We start from the raw sequence: 20016 nt of genomic DNA, 5'->3' as shown, positions 1-20016 counted from the left end.
TTTATTCTATTTTTTGCATTTCCTTGTCCCTTAACTAATACTTAAAAGTAATGACAGTTAAGGGGTTTTATAGATGAAGATTCGTGGCAAGCTCGGTATTATGGTTGCTATTCCTATTCTTTCTGCAGTCATAGTTTTTATTATAGGACTAACTGGCTTCCTTGCTATACGTGAAGTAACAGAGTTAAATCAACAAATTGAAGAGTATCGCGCTTTACTTCTTAATGGTGATAGAGATGCTTACCAGGCATATGCAGATATTGTTGCCATTTTTAATAGTTCCAGTTTAGAAGAAGCACGTAATTTAGAAGATGATTACAATAAGAATCGAGACCAGACATGGGAGCGGATTAATGCTGGTAGTGAAATATATGATGATGAATTGTCAAAGATTTTAGAGGATTTTAGAACTAAATTTAAAACCTGGGATGAACTGAATAAAGAGATTCTAGTACATGCATTATCAGTAGTCGCATCTCGTGTTCAGATTGATGATTCCAATGCCAAGGCCGTTAAGCGTTTTGATGCTATGCGTGATCATATTGATTCACTAGGCGAGTTGATTGATAGTTCTCTTAAGACAAATATCTCCTCTGCAAGAAGGGCCAATCTTGAAAGTGCCTTATCCTTGGTTCTTAATGGAGACAGAGATGTTTATCAAGCCTATGTCGCCCAGTTATTGATCATCGACAGTAAAGCGAAAGAGGATATGATGGGCTATGCTGATAGTTTTTCTGAAAATGCCCAGCAAACAATTGATCGTGTATCAGAAGCTGCTAATATCTTTGGGGGGAGAGCTCTGTCTATCAGAGACTCCTTTATTGGGGACTATGAAGAATGGTTTAAGTATTCCGAAGAAACTATTAATTTGTCTCAACAGAATTTTGATGATTACGTGAACATGCTTTCCTTACAACCACAAACTGAGGAAGCGTTTAGGACTATGAGAGAAGATATTAATACCTTATCCGATGGTCTTGCCTCTTATTCAGATGCTCGAGCGAAGGAACTGCTCATGGAGATAAATCGTGACATCCTATCCTCAATAATCACGCTTATACTTGCTGTTGTTCTCTCTGTTAGTATTGTCATTAAGTTAGCCTATGATATCAGTAAAAATATCAGTAAAGGACTACATTTAACCGAGTCTCTGGCTAGTGGTCATCTATATGCTGTAGAACAATTTGATATCAATTCTAAAGATGAAATTGGTGCTTTGGTTCGTGCCCTCGTTACTATGGCTAATAAATTAAAGGGTATAGTCGCTTCAATTAATTTAATATCAGGACATGTCAACTCCGGAGCTGATCAGGTTGCTGAAAGTGCCCAGAATTTGGCTCAGGGCGCTACCGAACAAGCTGCTTCTACAGAAGAAACATCAGCAGCCATAGAAGAAATATCTGCTAATGTTGAACATACTGCTGACAATGCCAGACAGACAAATGCTATAGCACAAGCTGTTGTAGATGATGCGCGTAAGAGTGGACATGCTGTTGAAGAAACGGTGGATGCCATGAGTCTGATAGCAGAAAAAACCAGTATTATTGAGGAAATAGCCCGTCAAACTAATCTCCTTGCTCTGAATGCCGCGATTGAAGCGGCAAGAGCAGGTGAAACAGGAAAAGGCTTTGCGGTTGTCGCCTCAGAAGTCCGAAAGCTAGCTGAAAGAAGTGGCATGGCTGCAAGCGAGATTAGTCAGTTATCAGCACAGTCGGTGGATGTTTCTAAAACAGCTGGTGTGTTATTGAAAAAATTAATTCCGGATATTCAAAAAACCTCAGAACTTATAGAAGAAATATCCTCCTCCGTCCAAGAGCAAAAGATTGGCCTCGGTCAGATCAATAAAACAATGACCCAGTTAGAAGAGGTTGTGCAATCCTCTTCTGCTTCTGCTGAAGAATTAGCTGCAACAGCAGAAGAGTTTTCGGGACAGGCTCTTAGTCTCATGAATGAAATACATTTCTTTCAAGTGAGTAAAGAATCAGAAGACAGAATGTTATTGCCTGAGTCTTCTGATTCGAGTATGTAGTCTATCCTTTTTATGTGATATGGGACCCTCTTTATATATCTGTAGCAGTGAAAGGAGGGTCGCTGCTATGACTGGTCCAGCAATAAAACCTGTTAATCCAAAAAGGCCCATTCCTCCTAATGAACTAATGAATACCAATAGTTCATGCATTCTGGTATCTTTGCTTAAGAACACAGGACGAAGTAAGTTATCTACCCCATAGGACGCAACTGTTGCGGTGAACAAGATGAAGATAAATTGCCAGATATGACCACCTGCCAGAAATATAAGAGCTGCTGGAACCATTATAATATAAGATCCTACGAGAGGGACTATAGACAATATGGTCATAACAGCCCCCCACAACATCCAGGTATCTATTCCAACAATAATAAAAGTAATCGAGCCAATGACTCCTTGAAGGACACCAATAAATAAAGTGGCCTGTACAGCAGACTTACTTGTCCCTTTAAATTTTTGAGCTAAATGATCAATAACAGTAGGTTCCAAAGGAAGTAATTTCTTAAGACCCTCCATCATACGTTCCTGATCTTTTAAAAAGAAAAATAAAGAAAATAAAACTATGAACAAATAGGCTATACTTTGGAATACCCCGTTAGATGTGGTATTAACGGCTTTTGTCGTAAATTTTGTTATTTGGGATATCCCCTGTGATATTAGGGATTGCCAATCAATTTCATTAAGATTAATCCGATCGAGAAGTGGCCAATCATTGACCGTTTGAATAAACTGACCTATGCCTGGATCTTTCAGATAAGTTTGTATTTTGGAATAGACTTCAAAAGACTGTTTGATCAAAACCTGTAAAAAGAATCCTACAGGAATCAGTATAATTAAGAGAATTAATAAAGTCGTGATGACTGCAGCTAAGTTACTCTTATTATTAAGTTTTTTCTCTAATTTATGATAGAAAGGATTAATAAGCACAACGATTGTTAGGCTCAACATCAATGGTAAAAGAAAAAAACGGGTCATATAGAGGAATAATATAGACACAGCTAATAATAAAGTTGTCAAGATAATACGGTTTTTCATGGTACTAAATATATATGTTTAGTACTGTTGTTTACAATATAAAAATAGCAGTCTTGCCTTTCGTGGACTATGGCCTAGGTAAATAATTTGTTGAATTGTTATGCCAAATGCCTTACTATTAATGGTAAGGATCAAAATGGAGGAGCCGTGCATCCCATCTTAGAGCATCATAGCGGAGAATACGGGAAGAACCCTTTCAGTGTCGTTTCAGCCCCTGGCCGGGTTTCCTTGTTAGGGGAATTTTCAAGCCCCGGCGACGGTCTTCTCTTGCAATTAGCCATAGATAAAAGGCTTTATGTCGCTTGTTCTCCCCGCAGTGATAATAGTCTTAGATTTTATTCTGTTGACTTAGGGGAGCGTAAAAAAAGTAGTTTATCCGGCCTGAAATACAAACGGGAAGATCGCTGGGCCAATTATATAAAAGGTGTTATCTTCGCTTTTCTTAATAGTGGACATCCTATTAAAGGAATGGATATTACTATACAAGGTGACATACCACAGGGTGTCGGTCTTGGTTCTAGTGCTGCTCTATGTATTGCAGCTGCTTCGGCCATTTGCCAAGTCTTTTCTCTAGAGTTGAGTACCTTCCAGATTTTAGATGCAGCCAGACAATCGGAAGTTCTATTCCTTGGACAATATACAGGGATGGGGCAGGCTATGGCCGCTCTGAAATCTGAAAAAGGTAAACTTCTTTTTACAGATCTTAAGAATCTGGAGAATACTTCCATAGACTATCCTCGAGGGGATGCTTTTTTTGTCTTAACAGATTCCAAAGTGCCTCAAAATAGTTTTGAATCTGATGGTATTGACTATCAACAGGAAATAAAGGATTTAGTCACTTATCTGGGAAAACGTAAATCAGGCTCTTCGTTGAGGGATTTTTCAAAGGATGATTTACGAGAAGTTGTTGGCAAAATATCAGAAGAGGTTCGGCGTCGTTGTATTCATCTTTTAGAGGAATCTGAAAGAGTTGAAGATGGGATAAACTATTTGGAAAAAGGTGATTTCGAATCTTTTGGTCGCCTGATGAATCGTTCTCATGAGGGATTAAGGGATATGTGGGAAGTGAGTTGTCCTGAAATTGATTGGCTTGTCAAAAGGGCATGGGAGACCCCAGGAGTCTACGGATCCAAGATGACTGGAGAGGGATTTGGAGGCTGTACTGTTTCATTAATGACAAAATTAGCCTTAGAAGAGTATACAAAACATTTAGAAGAATATGATAGAATATTTGGGTTCACACCAGAATACATGATTCTTGAACCGTCAGATGGTTTGAGATTCGAAAATACTTTATAACAGAGACTAATAATCATGAACATAATATTAACAAACGATGATGGGTATTTTGCCCCCGGTATCCAGGCTTTATATAAGGCGTTAAAGGATAAATGCAATGTCACCATTCTTGCTCCCGATAGAGAACGGAGTGCTACTAGTCATTGGATTAGCATAAGAGAGCCTATGGTTATCAAGGAACAGGACAAAAATATCTATTCCTGTTCTGGAACGCCTGCAGATTGTACTACTTTGGCTGTAAAGGGGCCATTGGATTTAAATCCTGATCTGATAATCAGCGGCATCAATAATGGACCCAACTTGGGGACAGATATTATCTATTCAGGAACAGCTGCTGCAGCCAGACAGGCGGCTCTTATGAGTTTACCTGCTGTCGCTGTAAGTATGGCATCATTACGTGGTCCCTATAATTATGAAGCGGCTGCACAGTTTATTGCTGCCAATACAGATATATTTGTGAGAAAAGCTGATCCTGACCACTTTCTGAATATTAATATTCCTAACTTGGACAAGGAGTATGATGTTCAAATAACAACACCAGCCCGTAGGTATTATAATGATACAATTCATACTTATACAGCCCCTGACAAAGGGGTGTATTGTTTTGTTCAAGGTGCTTTACATGATGTTGTTCCAGAAGCCAACTCTGATTGGGCTGCTGTTCAACAGGGAATGATATCCATTTCTTCTATCTATATACATCCACTTAATCATGATAATAATGTTTATCAAAAGGTGGAATTTACAAAACCATGAGTTTAGATCTTGATGAGGGGATTCGATTATACAGGGAAGGACATTATGAACAAGCGTTAAAAGTATTTGATGCTCTCAATGAAGAAGAGTTCCCTTCCTTACCATATTATCTGGGTTTAGCTTGTACTAAACTAAAGGAGTATGAAAAAGCCCTGGAATATTTTGAGCAAGTAATTTCTCAAGACTTTGATTTGGTATATACCTATCAAAGTCGTATGGTTAAAGCTTTAATTTATACAGAGCTTGAAGAATATCCCCTCGCTGTCAAAGAGTTAGATAGTATTAGAGAAGAAGGGTATGAAAGCCCTATGGTTTTTTCAGCTCTTGGACATATCTACTGGCAAATGGGTAATATGACCGGAGCTCTTACAACCCTGCAAAAGGCTCTTGCCCAGGACCCCAATAATACAACAGCTCTTAACTCAACAGCCTATATATTGGCAGAAAAAGGTATGTATTTGGATAAGGCCTTTCAGTTTTGTTTGAAAGCTATCAAAGAGCAACCAGGTAATCCTGCCTATTTAGATAGTTTGGGCTGGATATATCATCAGAAAAAAGATTCGATCAAGGCAGAAGAATTTATTGGAAAAGCACTTAAACTAGCACCTGATAATCCAGTTATTCAAGATCATTATAAGATTGTCAAGAAGGCCAAAGGAAGGATAAAGTGAAAAAAATTATATTCTCTATAATGTTTATCCTTATAAGTATTTCTTCTCTAATGGCTCAAGTGGATATGGAACAAGTTAAAGCCAATGATGAGTTTGGCTGGTCTGTAAGAGCCTTCCATCAAGGTCGGTATAATGAAGCCATTTTAGGTTTGGAAAGATCTTTAAGTTTTAAGCCCAATAATTTGTTATTTCGCCAATGGCTGGGGCGGGCCTACTATTATAGTGGATTCGAAGGTTTGGCTATCAGTGAATGGCAAAAAGTAACGGCCAAAGAAGAGAATGGCGTTCTCAATAATTGGATTTCTATCTTATCTAGCCGTCGAGGATCTCTTCTTTCTGACAATAATACATCCCGGCTGGTACAAGCTCTGTCCCTGGAAGGAACAAGTGCTGAGCCTCCTCTCTTCCTGCAGCCAGCAGGTTTCCGTCCTTTGAACAATGGAAGTCTATGGATGGCTTCCTATGGATCACAGGAGTTAGTCAGATTGAATATGAATGGATCCATTCTTGATAGAATAAAAGGGGGGATTGAAGGCATTGACGCCCCTTTTGACATTATGATTAGGGATGATGATGTTGTTATCTCAGAGTTTCGAAGGGATATGCTTCGTATTCTCTCTCTGGATGGTCTTCATTCCAAGACAATCGGTCTTACAGGACGTAATCCTGGTCAACTCTTAGGTCCGCAATTCCTAACAGAAGATGATTATGGAAATATCTATGTTACAGAGTGGGGGAATAAAAGGGTAAGTAAGTTCAGCAGAGAAGGTGACTTTATCCTTGTATTTGGGAAAAAAGCCAGTGGTTTTGAAGGATTGGAAGAACCAACAGGGATATTATACGATTCAGGTTTACTCTATGTAGCTGATAAGCAATTGAATTCCATATTGGTTTTTGATGATAGTGGTAATTATCTAAGAACGATAGCTGAAAAAATGCTCTTTCAGCCTGAAGGAATAAGCTGGGCAAGGGAAGGAGAGGTTTTTTATATTGCCGAGGATAAGGGAATATATACTCTTGATATAAAGAATGAAATCCATACCCAGATATGGGAAAAGTCCAACAAAGGTGACCATAACTATATCATGGCCCAACCTGATATTAATGGTAATTTATGGGTATCTGACTTTAAAGGATCCCAAATAGATGCTCTTGTAGAACTCCCGGCAATGTATTCCGGTTTATTTGTAAAGATTCAGCGAGTCGTTAGCGATAATTATCCTCAAGTTTGGGTTGAAGTGGCAGTAGAGGACTATAAAGGTATTCCTATGGTGGGATTAGATAAAAGCAACTTTGTGTTATCTGAAAATGATATACAATTAGAGAATTTTGATTTAACAGCCACCAGTTCGGATATCAATAGGATCAAATTGTCCATGGTTATCGAAGAATCTGAAGATATGAAAGAGTATCAAGGACCTCTAAGACAGGCCCTGTTAGAACTTACGTCTTCCCTAACAGCTAGAGGGTATAATGATTTTAATATTATTAAAGCAGGACCACAACCTGAATACCTAAGGCAAAATGGTATACAGGATAATGTTAGCCTGAATAATGGAAACCTGGTCGATTCTAATGAAGGACAAATAGACCTGGGGCTACGTTTAGCCGGTAATAGTCTATTACCAGGTTCTCATCACAAAGTGATAACGTATTTCTCAACAGGTAAGATAGATCCTAATGATTTTGACCAATATAATGTTACTCAGTTAGCAGATTTTCTAAAAAATAATCAAATTCGGTTAGACGTTATTATTATGTCTTCCAATGAACCAGATGAGGAATTGAAGTATCTTGTTCAAAAGACTAATGGTAAGTTTATACCAATACTGAATCCTGAAGGATTAACTGAGTATCCTGATACCTTAACTAAGATTCCTGAGGGGCTTTACGTTTTTAAGTATAATTCCAAAGCAGATACTGATTTTGGTAGAAGGTACCTTCCTCTGGAAGTAGAATCAAAGATTCTTCAAAGAAGTGGTAGGGACGAAAGTGGATATTTCGCCCCCTTAGAATAAAAGAAGTTTTATTCAATTCCGGAAATAAGCCATGTTTTACCGGATGGTGTGAAAATAAAAGTTTGTTCACTGTTCCAAAAAGTAAATATCTGTGCCATTTGGTTATCATAAGTGCTGTTTGTTGAGACCGTTAGGGCATAGGTCCCATCTTCTCTATGACCAATAGTTATAGAGCTTAAGTCATACAAGGCATTAGGTGGTATAGATGTAAAATCCCTTGATTCAAACATCTTAGGCAATTGTATTTCCAACTGATTCCTATCGATTTTATTATCCATATTCCCAACATAAAGCTGTGAATCAAGAACAGATAGAAGCATTCCTGTGTTTTCTGTTACTAAGGCTCGGACCGCTTTTGTGAATTGATAATGGACAAGTCTTTCCACTTGTAGATTTTGCTGTCTAACTCTGGTAACCACTTCTTCTTTGATATTCTCTGAAGATGGAATGGATTCAGCCTCTTTATCTGTTTGAGGTACTGACATTTTAGGAACTTCTTGGCCAGGTTTATATTCTGGATATATTTTAAGTGCCATAGCTTTGTACTGTTTTGCTTTCTCAGCTTGATTGCTTTTGGCATATTGCTCACCTGCTTGATAATAGGCATCTGCAAGATCGGGTCTAAGCATTTCGGGAACATCATTCCAGAATTCACCAAATACGGATGTTGTAAGTATTAACATCAAAACTAATGCAAGATTTTTCAAATGAACCCCCCTCTTTAAATCTGGCTACAGTATATCTCATTAAAAGAAATTTGCAACTTATTATCTATTTTGATAGATTGGTTTTATGTGTTATAACTTGTCCTTGGACAGGAAGGCAAAAGAGTTGGAACGGCATTTTAACGCCTACCAACAAGATAACTTTCCCTCTCTTCCTTACTACCATTTTACACCATATAAGAAGGATTTCTACCCTATTATCTTACAGAACCACCAAATATTCAAAGGGGAATGGGGATTGATCCCCCATTGGGTCTCCTCATTGGAAAAAGCCAATAGTATAAAGAAAAATACAATAAATGCTCGCATAGAAACATTGAGGACTAAGGTCAGTTTTAAAGAAGCACTTAATCAACCTATCCTGATTCCTGTCACAGGTTTTTTTGAATGGAAAGCTCGAGATAAAAAACGTTATCCCTATTATTGTTATTGTGGCAATTCACCACTTTTTGCCTTAGCAGGATTGGCAAGCAAGAAAAAGTTTGATGATTTAGGGTGGTCTTTTACGGTAATAACACAGCCATCAACAGGTACTATGGAAAGAATACATCCCCGTATGCCTATCGTATTAGCAACAAACAATGAATATGAGGATTGGTTGACCAATCCCTATTGGATAATAGATAATTACAGAGATATCACTGAAGATAAAATCAAGATTCATCCCATAAAGAGGATGATTGATGAACCATCGACTACTGATATTTATCACAATCCTGAACAGCTGGAATTATGGAATGAGTAATGTATCAGACTTTCAAATATCCCAAACATAATAAGCTCATCAATGGTATAGGAATACTTTTATCCTTATCTATGATTGTTTATACAAACATTTATACCGATTCCCTTTATTGGCCTTTCAAGTTAGGTGTTAGTGTTGTTATGGCCATATTGGCTATTGTCCTTACGATCAGACTCTTTCAGTTACAAGCTCAATACATTATTGATGATAATCGATTATCAATAAAAGGACTCTTTTTTCAAAAAACAATATTATACAAAAATATAAAGTCCTTTGTGATTAATCCTAGTGCTGGCGTTTCCTATGTGAATGGACAGGATACAAAGATCCATATTTCAAGAAACCTTAAGGATTTTGATATCCTGGCTGACAATATTGAACGCCGGATGATTGAAAACTCAGGACATAAAAGGTTCAAAGCTCCCTTTGTCATTAATACAGAACGTTTTAGTTATTTCGTATTTGCTTTTCTCATTGTGTTAACCTCTTGGTTCGGGTATCGAATGTTTCTATTACTCTATAATAGTGAACGTGTAATTTTTGCTTTGGGTTTTCAGTCAGTTGTTATTATATTCATAGCTTACTTGCTATTTAGAATGGTTTTCATGATACCAAGACAGTATGTCTTTCTTAAGGAGCAGATAAGAATAAGGTACCTATTAGGAGAAACCATATTCTTGGTAAATAAACTGGATGTAATACATAAGCAAGTTTATTATTTTCGGGGGGCTAGGCTATCAAGATACAAACTTAAATTTCTAACGGGAAAAGAGTTTGATATTGATGAATTGACTATCGATCGAAGTTTGAAGGATTTGCAAGAATTCCTAAGGGTTCAATATCAGTATAGTCATTTTAGGCCGGGAGTTGATGGTTGAATAAAAAAGCAGTAAATTTGTCTATAAATATCCCCAGGAGGTTGTTTCTTGGCTGGAAATAAATCAGACATTAGTGAGAAAATTAAAAGTAGGGAAAAGGACGAAGTTCAAGAACCTAATAAGTATAAGGTGATCCTTCATAATGATCACTATACAACAATGGAATTTGTCGTGCATGTGTTGATGGTCGTTTTTCGTAAATCAACAGATGAAGCCTCAAAAATTATGTTAGATGTACATACGAAAGGTAAAGGCTTAGTGGGACTTTACTCACTTGATATTGCCAAAACAAAGGTGATTCAAGTGACACAAATGGCAGAAAAAGCTGAGTATCCTCTTAAATGTACTTACGAAAAGGCATAGGTGTATGAATATTAGTGAGACAGTGCAGGATGTAATCAATTCTGCTTACCAAGAAGCAAAAGAAAAGGGGCATGAATATTTAACCCCAGAACATATATTATTAGCATCTTTCAAGTTTGATCGTCCCATCGGTATATTAAAGGCCTGTGATGTAGATATTGAAGATGTTAAAAATAAAGTAACAGAATATCTTGATACGGAGATGACTTTTATTGATGAAGGGGAACCAACACAATCCATTGGTTTTCAAACAGTCATTGAGAGGGCTCTCTTCCATACAGAAGCCTCCAGTAAGCAAACCGTAGGGATTGGTGACATTTTTGTGGCTATCCTTGAAGATAAAGAAAGCTTTGCTACCTACTATCTACTCAGAGCGGGATTAACACGGTTGCGGTTATTAGAAGTGATCAGTCATGGGCCTTTAGCGGAAGACTCTTGGGAAGATGCAGAAACCTTTGATATGGATAGTGATGAAGATACGACAACCGAACAAAGTTCAAAAGGGAAGGCTACCTTTTTAGAACAGTTTACCAGAGATTTAACTCAAGCAGCCCGTGATGGCGAACTAGAGCCTGTTATCGGACGTGAAGAGATCATCGAAAGAACTCTTCAGGTCTTGTGTCGCCGAATTAAGAATAATCCTATTCACGTTGGTGAACCTGGAGTAGGTAAGACCGCTATAACAGAAGGACTTGCCCAGCGTATAGCAGAAGGCAATGTGCCAGAGTTACTTAAAAACTTCACCATCTATTCTTTGGATATGGGATCATTATTGGCTGGTACCCGTTATAGGGGAGATTTTGAAGAACGTATCAAAGGCATCATGAAAGAACTGGAAACCAAAAAGGATATTATCCTCTTCATTGATGAAATTCATACCATAGTAGGAGCAGGAGCCACTTCTGGAGGTTCCATGGATGCCAGTAATTTGTTAAAACCAGCTCTTACTTCAGGTAAATTAAGATGTATCGGTTCCACAACATATGATGAGTATAAGAGATTCTTTGAAAAAGACAGAGCCTTGGCCAGACGTTTTCAAAAGATTGATGTACCTGAACCAACACCTGGTGAAACAATTCAGATTATCAAAGGCCTGGCCCCCAAATATGAAGAATATCATCAAGTACGCTATGAAGAGACCGCTCTAGAAGAGGCGGTAAGTCTTTCAACACAATATATCAATGATAGACATCAGCCTGATAAGGCTATTGATGTTATTGATGAAGCAGGTGCTCTTAGTAGAATGTTAAGAACCAAAAATCCGGAAACCCCTGATGTCATTGGTTCTGAAATGATAGAGAAGATTGTATCAAAGATTGCCCATATTCCTGAGAAGAGTGTTACCACAGGAGAGTTAGGCCGTCTCAAAGACCTGGAGGTGAATCTAAAAGCAAGAGTCTTTGGTCAAGATCAAGCCCTTGAACAAGTGGTTCAAGCGGTAAGAAGATCCCGGGCTGGATTCCATAAAAAGGAACGTCCTGTTGCGAATTTCCTCTTTGCGGGACCTACAGGTGTGGGAAAAACAGAGTTGGCCAAATCATTGGCTGATGTATTGGGAATTGCCATGCATCGATTCGATATGTCCGAGTATCAGGAACGACACACCGTGTCTCGTCTCATAGGTTCTCCTCCTGGTTATGTAGGATATGAAGAGGGTGGGCTTCTAACAGATGCCATCCGTAAGACACCCCATGCGGTTCTCCTCTTGGATGAGATAGAAAAGGCTCATCCAGAGATCTTCAATATCCTGCTTCAAGTAATGGATTATGCTACTTTGACAGATAATTCAGGAAGAAAGGCTGACTTTAGAAATGTCATAATAATAATGACATCCAATGCAGGGGCACGGGATATCGGTAAACCTATCATTGGCTTCGGATCCCCTGTATTAACAGATTCTGTTGTCAATGATGCTGTGAACAAGATCTTTACACCAGAGTTCCGTAACAGATTAGATAAGGTCGTCACATTCGGTAGACTGCCTGAAGACATCATACAAAAGATCGTATGGAAAGAAATACATGAGTTTGAAAGCATGCTAGAGGAACGGAATGTTACCCTGGAAGTTAGTCCTAAGGTTATTCAGTTCTTAGCAGAAACTGGTTATGACCCAGAATATGGCGCTCGAAATATTGGACGGGTTATAGAACAGGAAGTAAAATCCTGGTTTGTGGATGAAGTCCTTTTCGGACGCCTGCTTAACGGTGGTACTGTTCGTCTCTACATGAAGAAAGGAAAAATCGCCCATCAGGTTAAAAATGGATCTACAGTTTCCTTATCTTAGTACAGAAGAGTATTTTCAATTCCCCCATCCCAATACGGCTACATCAGAAGGAGTTGTGGCCGTAGGGGGGAATCTCAGTCCAGGTATGTTATTATCTGCTTATAAACAGGGAATCTTCCCTTGGTTCTCTCCAGATGAGCCCCTTTTGTGGTGGTCTCCAGATCCTCGTTTTGTCTTATATCCTCAACATTTACATATATCAAAGAGTATGAAAAAAGTTCTTCGCAAAGGGGTCTATGATATAAGTTTTGATACAGCCTTTGATCAAGTCATCAAGAATTGCTCCAATGTGTATAGACCTGGACAGCCTGGAACCTGGATCACAGATGATATGGAATCTGCTTACAACAAATTTCATGAATTAGGATATGCCCATTCTGTGGAAGCCTGGGATGACAAAGGTAATCTTTGTGGTGGATTATATGGTGTCAGCTTAGGAAGGTATTTCTTTGGTGAATCCATGTTTGCTTTAGCCCCAAATGCATCGAAAGCTGCCTTTATCACATTAGTCAAAACATTAGAACAACAAGGTTTGTTCTGTATAGACTGTCAGGTCCACACAGAACACTTGGAATCCCTAGGGGCTCAGCATATTAAACGGGATGATTTTTTAGAAGAGTTATCCCTTAACTCACTGGGAAACGATTTTTTCGGAACTTGGCAAGGAATGGTCAAAGCACCAATCTAGAGCCTCTGTGTAGACTTTTCCAAACAATAATAGAAGTAAATTGGTCTCCTTCTGAACATTCATCTTCTTGTTAAGCTGTGCTTTTGAAAACTTCTCATTTAACATATCCTTATAAGTGGATAATATCTTCGCTGTGTCATCATCATCCATTCCTAATGAGGTTAAGAGATATGTCGACATAAGAATGATGATGGGATTCTTTGTCTGACCCAATAATTGAACCAGTACTTCCTTTCCGTCCTCTCGTCGTTGTAAATTCAGCAAACAAAATGCTTTGGCCCAATGAATCCAGTCCCTTTGATTACTTGTACTGGAAAAGTTATTGAAGTAATTATAGCCCTCCAGGGATTGGCCGTCCACGAGGTAGGGGATACCCAGTTCCAGAACAAACTTATTAAACTTTCTGGGGGCATTGGCTTTCAATTTATCTCTAAGTTCAACAATTTCATCGACCTTAGACAATACCAATGCTGTGTTTAGATACATTCGTATTTGACGGATTGATAATTGTCCTCTTTTTTGAAGTTTCGCTGATAAGTAGTCAAAGAGTCCTGACCAATCTTCTTTCTCCAAGTATTGAAACATTTTCCAATTCAGCAGGAAGTAAATATTCAGGACAACCATGGCCAATACAAACAATAAAGCCACATACCAATTGTTTTTTAAAAAAAGATGTCCATAATCCGCTCCTAATATCATAATTGGCATTAAAAACACAAATAAGAATGATATAATGATGATAGAATTGAAAAGAATGAAAATTGTCTTAAACTTCACCTGGAAAGACTCCTATAATATAATAATAGAAGTTTAAGTGACAGATGATGAAAGGTCAACGGAGTTTCCTTAATGAAAAGTATCTCTACCAATACAATTAAACCTAATACTTATTATGACTCAGATATATACTTGGATGATAAGTACATCTTATTAACACCAGAAACACCTGTTACAGAGGAGCTTATTAAGCGCCTGAGCAAATGGAAATATACAGAAATTGTTACAGAAGGATCTACCTCTGGTAAGATGACCATTCCTGGTATGGATGGTATTGGCCAGTTTGATTCAGACATAAAAGAAAAAGAAGCCTTGAAAGAAGTTAATGAACTTTTTGATAAAAGCCTGGATTATACAGAAAAGCTGTTTGATGACTTTTTGAGGAAATCAGACTTAGCGATTGCTCCTGCTACGGATATGGTAAAAGAAATCATAGCCATGGTTAAGAAAAATAAAAAATACATCCTTCGCCTTGCTGAGCTAGGTAGTACTGATTATGACTTTCTCATAATCCAATCGGTCAAGACCTGTGTTCTGGCCATCGTTATTGGGGAGGACATGCGTATGCCTGCCCATAAACTTATTGAATTGGGAATTGCCGGCTTATTACACAAGATAGGAATGTTCCGGCTTCCCCCGGCTCTTCGTAATCAAACTAATCCTTTGTCAGCAGAAGAGAAAAAAGCTCTCACAGCCTATCCCATTATAGGATATAGAGTCCTTAAAGAGTTCTCCCTTCCTGCTAATATTACTTTAGCGATTCTGGAACATCAGGAACGAATGGACGGAACCGGATATCCCCAAGGCTTGAGCGGTGATCGCATCAGTATGAATGCACGGATTATTGCCATCGCTAGTAATTATAGTGCTCAGATATCTTCCCGACCTTATAGGGAAGCACGGAATGGTCACACTAGTATAGTAGAACTGCTAAAAGGTTCTGGCAGAATCTATGATGAACAAATCTTGAAACGTTTGGTATTTATCATTAGTATCTATCCACTCGGATCCTATGTGATTCTGAATAGCGGCTCAATTGCCCAAATTGTTGATACGAATACCCAGGAACCCAGATTTCCCATGCTCAAATTACTAACAGATGAGCATGGTGCTTCCTTGCCAGAACCTCGTGTTCTTAAAACAAGTGAAGATTCTGAACTTCAGATAAGCCGGGTTCTTGATATGAGTGAAGTCAGCAAATTACGGGATAGGGGAATACTCCCTTCCTAGAATTTCCGTTGGATGGGACATGAACAGGTACAATCAAGATTCACTCCGTTTATTATTAATACGATTAGATCGATACCCTAGCTGGGAAGATACTCTGGGTATGGATATAGATAACTCCTTACTTAATCCCAGAGATGTTTATCATTCCTCTCATATCAAGGATACTCATTGGCTAAAGGAAGATTCTCTTACCATTTTAGATGCTTTAGAATCTACAACAAATGGTATGTTGAATCCCCAAGTTTTTAATAAGCTGGAGACCATTCCTCCAAAGCATCCCTATTATGAATGGAGGATATTCATTTATCTCTTGGAAGCTTTGTATACAGGGGGTAGGGACCGAGCGAAAGCCCTCTATCATCAGATTCCTAAGAATCACATTCTGCATAACCTGGATTTTTTATTTGATCAAAATATGATATCCAGTAAAGCCGGATCGAAACTCCTTTCAGAACTTACCGAACCCCAGGATGATGTTCTCTCCGCTCTTCAGCAAATAGAGGAGGCCGCTCTAAGTGGATTCGAAGATCTCTTCTTTGAATCCTTTCAATATGTGGTCGATAAACTTATAGATGATAACTATGAACAAATACAGCGTCTGACTCTTAGAGCCCTCCATCTTGTTATCACAGAGGATTTGCAATGTGATGATATTTATCCTTATGTGCAAAATATATTTGGAAAATCAGAAGGAAACAGGCTTATCGCCTTATCTTTAGTTCCTTATGATCTGGAAGGTTCTATTCTCTTCTTGATTCAAAGTCTGACCCATTATATAAGAGAAGGGCAAGAGCTGGAGAGCATTGAAGAAGGCTTAAACTATCTTCTATCACTCTGTACAGAATTGGGACCGGAATCCTTATCTGATGAAGAATTCCGTGAACATTTACGGATACTATTAAACATACTAGCTAGAGAACTGATCAGTGAGTTCGGTTCTAAATGGACAACTCTGGAGCATGCTATGGACATTGAAGACAGCCTTACCTCTATAGGAGATCTCATTAAGTGGGATGGCCCCCCCTTACTGAAAAGGATTGAAATCATTGAAAAGAAGGACAAGCCCGTCCCTGTAAAAGAATCCCCTGTAACAGAACCTACAAAACAATTAGAATTATTCTAGGAGTTCTTGTCTATGTCACAAAACAATAATAAAACATCTATCCACTGGACTAGCCCTGTGGCTTACAAGGATGCTCTGGATCTTATGAAAGACCTTTCCCCAAAGATAAAGTATGTGGGCCCTGGACCCTGGCTAAACTTCATAAAAGACCTTCAGAGAAATAAGAAATAACCTTGTACTCCCGGATAAGGCCTATTACATTGAAAGTATGGATAAAGTTAAAGTTTCTTACCCTTCCGGTGATGTTTATGAAGTACCCTACGGGACTCGATTAAAAGATTTATTTGGGACTCATCCTCTCTCTACTGAAGATAATCCTCTTGCTGTGAAAGCCAATAATAGAACTGTCAATATGAGTTATCGAGTAAAGAGTAATTGTCAGATAGAGTTAGTCAAAAAAGACTCTACAGAGGGCATGCATATTTACAGAGATAGTTTAGGATATCTCCTCTGCCTGGCAGCAAGGGAAGAGATCCCTCAATTGTCAATCAATATCAGTCATTCCCTTGGAGATGGCTATTACTACTACAGTGAAGAGGAAGATCTTTCTCTCTATACAGATCGCTTGACTCAAAGAATGAAAGTTTTCGTACAAGAGGCTCTGTCCATAGACAGAATTACCCTTAGTTATGAAGACAGTATTCAATACTTCAGACAATACAAACAAAAGCAAACTTTGGAATTGCTAGCTCACCAGAATTCCTATCAGGTATCCATATATCAATGTGGGGAGTATTGGGATGTGGCTCACACTACCTTAGTGGATAATACAAAATACTTAGACACCTTTGAACTAAAGCCCTATGGACAAGGTATACTGCTCAGAGGCCCCTTGAAGGGACATGTGAACAGATTGGCTTCCTTTAAAGACTATCCCAAGCTATTCAATGTTTATCAGGAATACAAAGAATGGGGGCATATTTTAGGTGTGAGTTCAGTAGGAGCTCTCAACAAAATCAACAAGGAAAAATCCATTCCCCAATTCATTAATCTGGCAGAAGCCTTACAGGACAAGAAGATTGCCCAACTGGCTGATAAGGTTGTGGCCAGTGAATCAAAGGTTGTGCTCATTGCCGGCCCTTCTTCTTCAGGGAAAACAACTTTTACGAAGAAACTAAGTATTCAACTCAATGTGTTAGGCCTTGAGACCGATCAAATATCCCTGGATGATTACTTTCTGGATAGGGAGAAGACTCCCCTGGATGAACATGGTGAGTATGATTTTGAAGCTATTGAAGCCATCAACGTGGATCGATTGAATGATGATCTCTTACAGCTTTTCGCAGGTCAGAAGATTACTTTACCCCGTTTTGATTTTAAAACCGGAGTGTCCACAGATGGACCTCGCTTATCATTAGGACCTAAATCTATTCTTCTTATAGAAGGAATTCATGGCCTCAATCCCGAGTTAACCCCTCGCATCAAGAGAAGTGATAAATTCTTAATCTATGTCTCCGCCTTGACCCAGCTGAATCTTGACAATCACAACCGAATATCAACGACAGATAATCGTCTTATTAGACGTATCGTTCGTGATTATAATTTTAGAGGGTATTCTGCGTTAGAGACTATAAAACGCTGGCCTAGTGTTCGAAAAGGGGAGGAGCGTAATATTTTCCCCTATCAGGAAAGTGCTGATGGACATTTTAATTCTGCTCTGGATTATGAACTAGGTGTCCTCAGGGGCAGGGCGGATTTGTTATTACGTCAGATTAAACCCTATCACAAAGAATACTCTGAGGCATTACGTCTTTTGGAGTTCCTGGACAACTTTGCCATGATCTCTGAGATCACAGTGCCCCCTTATAGCATCCTTCGAGAGTTCATAGGCCACAGTGGATTTCATTATTAGTACTGAGGAATAAAATTAGAAAGGCCTTCTAACTTTTTTAGCTGGCCCTTCTAAAAGTTTTAGAAGGACCTTCTAACATTCTTTCTAGCCTTAGAAAACATCCATATGAAACACTGGACAAGGCAATATCCTGTTAAAGGGAGACGCCCCTAAAAGCGTAAAAAAGAAAAAGCCCACCTTACACCAGGTGGGCCTGCTTAATATGAGCTTCTTTACTCTTCTTCTTTATTGTTCAAATTCTGAGGAAGAATTAAATTCAGAACAATACCAACGAGGGTAGCCAGGGCTACGCCCCCTAATTCAAAGTTAAGACTGGAAGTGATAGGGAATTGAATAAGACCTCCACCAATACCTAAGACCAGGATAACAGAAGTGATGGTCAAGTTACGTTTACAGGAATAATCGACACCACTTTCAACCACAGTTCTTATCCCCGCACTGGCTATAATACCAAAGAGCATCATACTGATTCCTCCCATAACAGGGCTGGGAATAGTCTGTATCAAGGCACCGAACTTATGTATAAAGGATAGACAGGTTGCTACTACAGCGGCTCCTCCAATCACCCATACAGAATACACATGGGTGATAGCCATAACTCCAATGTTTTCCCCATAAGTAGTATTGGGAGGACCACCAAAAAAGGAGGCAAAAGCCGTAGCTGCTCCGTCACCGGCTAAGGTTCTATGCAGCCCGGGATCTTTGTAAAAATCCTTTCCCGCTACCCGGGACATAACCAAAGTATCTCCCAGATGTTCTGCGATGGTTGCCAGAGACACAATCAAAAAGGTGATGATAGGAATAATACCAAATTTGGGAATGGCAAAATGGGGTAGGCCAAACCAGGCTGTCTTACCTACAGCGGTGAAGTCAATCAGATGAAAGCTTGGAAAAAAGAGTCCCATGATCAAAGTAAAAAGGTAACCACCTATGATACCGATCAAAACAGGGACTACTGTGAAAAATCCTTTTAGGAATATCGTTGCAAAAATAGCAATTCCCAGGGTTACCGCTGCGATTAAAAAGTAGCTGAGATGGTAATCTTCTGTTCCTCCTGTCATAGCCATATCCATAGCTGTAGGAGCCAGTTTGAGACCGATTACCATGATGACAGAACCAATGACAACAGGAGGTAGAACTCTATCTATCCACTTATAGCCAAAGAAACGGATGATCTGTGAAATAATGATATAAAAAATACCAACCGCAAAAGCTCCCCCTAAGGCATAGGCTACACCGAAGCTTTGACTGATCATAATAATGGGTGTAATAAAGGCAAAACTGGAACCTAGATAGGCTGGGACTTTACCTTTTGTAATCAAAATATAGATAAGAGTCCCTACACCGCTGGTAAACAAAGCGGATGATGTTGGTAATCCCGTTAATATGGGAACCAAAACGGTCGAACTGAACATGGCAAAGACATGTTGAAAACTTAAGGGAATCCATTTTTTGAGTTCAGGCTTTTCATTAACCCCTATTGAAATCATATTACCTCCTGATGGGATTTTCTCCTGTACAGAGGTTGAGTGTCAAGAAAAGT

At 38.9% G+C, this 20016-nt stretch carries 17 protein-coding genes; 13 read left to right on the top strand and 4 right to left on the bottom strand.

Features of this window, described 5'->3' with window-relative positions; genetic code table 11:
* Positions 1 to 73: 73 nt before the first annotated feature.
* Positions 74 to 2029, top strand: a complete 1956-nt coding sequence (locus K345_RS20700; RefSeq protein WP_053228226.1) for a HAMP domain-containing methyl-accepting chemotaxis protein — start codon at positions 74 to 76, stop codon at positions 2027 to 2029.
* On the opposite strand, the gene K345_RS0110620 is transcribed toward K345_RS20700, so the two are convergent.
* On the bottom strand, positions 1997 to 3064 hold the full coding sequence (locus K345_RS0110620) for an AI-2E family transporter (protein WP_028974126.1): 1068 nt from the start codon (positions 3062 to 3064) through the stop codon (positions 1997 to 1999). The two genes, K345_RS20700 and K345_RS0110620, sit on opposite strands and share 33 nt — an antisense overlap.
* 87 nt (positions 3065 to 3151) lie before the next feature.
* Between K345_RS0110620 and galK the strand changes: the two genes are divergently transcribed.
* Genes galK through K345_RS0110600 form a run of 4 tightly spaced genes read left to right on the top strand, consistent with a single transcriptional unit; the run spans position 3152 to position 7808 of the window.
* Complete coding sequence (galK, locus tag K345_RS0110615) at positions 3152 to 4363, top strand: galactokinase (RefSeq protein WP_083963728.1); 1212 nt, start codon at positions 3152 to 3154, stop codon at positions 4361 to 4363.
* 15 nt (positions 4364 to 4378) lie between these two features.
* Entirely contained in the window at positions 4379 to 5119 is a 741-nt protein-coding gene (surE, locus tag K345_RS0110610; RefSeq protein WP_028974124.1) for a 5'/3'-nucleotidase SurE, read from the top strand.
* Positions 5116 to 5790, top strand: a complete 675-nt coding sequence (locus tag K345_RS0110605) for a tetratricopeptide repeat protein (RefSeq protein WP_037572051.1) — start codon at positions 5116 to 5118, stop codon at positions 5788 to 5790. The genes surE and K345_RS0110605 overlap by 4 nt, the downstream gene beginning before the upstream one ends.
* Entirely contained in the window at positions 5787 to 7808 is a 2022-nt protein-coding gene (locus K345_RS0110600) for an NHL repeat-containing protein (RefSeq protein WP_028974122.1), read from the top strand. Before K345_RS0110605 ends, K345_RS0110600 begins: the two co-directional genes overlap by 4 nt.
* A gap of 8 nt (positions 7809 to 7816) precedes the next feature.
* On the opposite strand, the gene K345_RS0110595 is transcribed toward K345_RS0110600, so the two are convergent.
* Positions 7817 to 8515, bottom strand: coding sequence for a tetratricopeptide repeat protein (locus tag K345_RS0110595; RefSeq protein ID WP_037572047.1), 699 nt, complete (start codon positions 8513 to 8515; stop codon positions 7817 to 7819).
* Between the two features lie 85 nt (positions 8516 to 8600).
* Between K345_RS0110595 and K345_RS22375 the strand changes: the two genes are divergently transcribed.
* From K345_RS22375 to aat, 5 genes are read left to right on the top strand one after another with little or no spacing between them, the layout of a single operon-like run.
* Positions 8601 to 9278, top strand: coding sequence for an SOS response-associated peptidase (locus K345_RS22375; RefSeq protein ID WP_083963727.1), 678 nt, complete (start codon positions 8601 to 8603; stop codon positions 9276 to 9278).
* The gene (locus K345_RS0110585) at positions 9278 to 10156 is read left to right on the top strand and encodes a hypothetical protein (protein ID WP_028974120.1); all 879 of its coding nucleotides are present in this window, start codon (positions 9278 to 9280) and stop codon (positions 10154 to 10156) included. The genes K345_RS22375 and K345_RS0110585 overlap by 1 nt, the downstream gene beginning before the upstream one ends.
* A gap of 48 nt (positions 10157 to 10204) precedes the next feature.
* Positions 10205 to 10519 (top strand): ATP-dependent Clp protease adaptor ClpS, encoded by a 315-nt coding sequence (locus K345_RS0110580; protein ID WP_083963726.1) that lies wholly within the window; start codon positions 10205 to 10207, stop codon positions 10517 to 10519.
* A gap of 4 nt (positions 10520 to 10523) precedes the next feature.
* Positions 10524 to 12803, top strand: coding sequence for an ATP-dependent Clp protease ATP-binding subunit ClpA (gene clpA / locus K345_RS20690; protein WP_037572044.1), 2280 nt, complete (start codon positions 10524 to 10526; stop codon positions 12801 to 12803).
* Complete coding sequence (gene aat / locus K345_RS0110570) at positions 12778 to 13491, top strand: leucyl/phenylalanyl-tRNA--protein transferase (RefSeq protein WP_028974118.1); 714 nt, start codon at positions 12778 to 12780, stop codon at positions 13489 to 13491. Before clpA ends, aat begins: the two co-directional genes overlap by 26 nt.
* On the opposite strand, the gene K345_RS0110565 is transcribed toward aat, so the two are convergent.
* Positions 13435 to 14268, bottom strand: coding sequence for a hypothetical protein (locus tag K345_RS0110565; protein ID WP_028974117.1), 834 nt, complete (start codon positions 14266 to 14268; stop codon positions 13435 to 13437). The two genes, aat and K345_RS0110565, sit on opposite strands and share 57 nt — an antisense overlap.
* Positions 14269 to 14340: 72 nt before the next feature.
* Between K345_RS0110565 and K345_RS20685 the strand changes: the two genes are divergently transcribed.
* The 3 genes from K345_RS20685 (at position 14341) to K345_RS0110545 (ending at position 18473) form a co-directional block, all read left to right on the top strand.
* Positions 14341 to 15498 carry an HD-GYP domain-containing protein gene (locus K345_RS20685; RefSeq protein WP_053228224.1) on the top strand — a complete coding sequence of 386 codons (1158 nt, stop codon included), beginning with the start codon at positions 14341 to 14343 and terminating at the stop codon, positions 15496 to 15498.
* Between the two features lie 19 nt (positions 15499 to 15517).
* A complete protein-coding gene (locus K345_RS0110555) occupies positions 15518 to 16621 on the top strand; it encodes a hypothetical protein (protein ID WP_028974116.1) in 1104 nt (367 codons plus the stop codon).
* Between the two features lie 208 nt (positions 16622 to 16829).
* A complete protein-coding gene (locus tag K345_RS0110545) occupies positions 16830 to 18473 on the top strand; it encodes a nucleoside kinase (RefSeq protein WP_028974115.1) in 1644 nt (547 codons plus the stop codon).
* A gap of 212 nt (positions 18474 to 18685) precedes the next feature.
* On the opposite strand, the gene K345_RS0110540 is transcribed toward K345_RS0110545, so the two are convergent.
* Complete coding sequence (locus K345_RS0110540) at positions 18686 to 19963, bottom strand: solute carrier family 23 protein (protein WP_028974114.1); 1278 nt, start codon at positions 19961 to 19963, stop codon at positions 18686 to 18688.
* Positions 19964 to 20016: the final 53 nt, after the last annotated feature.

The organism is Spirochaeta cellobiosiphila DSM 17781, assembly GCF_000426705.1.
Classification (GTDB): Bacteria; Spirochaetota; Spirochaetia; order DSM-17781; family DSM-17781; genus Spirochaeta_E; species Spirochaeta_E cellobiosiphila.
This window is presented reverse-complemented; position numbering and strand designations above follow the sequence as displayed.

What these genes read in the sequence shown, in the direction of transcription:
- K345_RS20700 (WP_053228226.1), top strand. Translation starts at nt 74, where the DNA reads ATGAAGATTCGTGGCAAGCTCGGTATTATGGTTGCTATTCCTATTCTT.
- K345_RS0110620 (WP_028974126.1), bottom strand. Translation starts at nt 3,064, where the DNA reads ATGAAAAACCGTATTATCTTGACAACTTTATTATTAGCTGTGTCTATA.
- surE (WP_028974124.1), top strand. Translation starts at nt 4,379, where the DNA reads ATGAACATAATATTAACAAACGATGATGGGTATTTTGCCCCCGGTATC.
- K345_RS0110605 (WP_037572051.1), top strand. Translation starts at nt 5,116, where the DNA reads ATGAGTTTAGATCTTGATGAGGGGATTCGATTATACAGGGAAGGACAT.
- K345_RS22375 (WP_083963727.1), top strand. Translation starts at nt 8,601, where the DNA reads ATGTGTTATAACTTGTCCTTGGACAGGAAGGCAAAAGAGTTGGAACGG.
- K345_RS0110585 (WP_028974120.1), top strand. Translation starts at nt 9,278, where the DNA reads ATGTATCAGACTTTCAAATATCCCAAACATAATAAGCTCATCAATGGT.
- clpA (WP_037572044.1), top strand. Translation starts at nt 10,524, where the DNA reads ATGAATATTAGTGAGACAGTGCAGGATGTAATCAATTCTGCTTACCAA.
- aat (WP_028974118.1), top strand. Translation starts at nt 12,778, where the DNA reads ATGGATCTACAGTTTCCTTATCTTAGTACAGAAGAGTATTTTCAATTC.
- K345_RS20685 (WP_053228224.1), top strand. Translation starts at nt 14,341, where the DNA reads ATGAAAAGTATCTCTACCAATACAATTAAACCTAATACTTATTATGAC.
- K345_RS0110555 (WP_028974116.1), top strand. Translation starts at nt 15,518, where the DNA reads ATGAACAGGTACAATCAAGATTCACTCCGTTTATTATTAATACGATTA.
- K345_RS0110545 (WP_028974115.1), top strand. Translation starts at nt 16,830, where the DNA reads ATGGATAAAGTTAAAGTTTCTTACCCTTCCGGTGATGTTTATGAAGTA.
- K345_RS0110540 (WP_028974114.1), bottom strand. Translation starts at nt 19,963, where the DNA reads ATGATTTCAATAGGGGTTAATGAAAAGCCTGAACTCAAAAAATGGATT.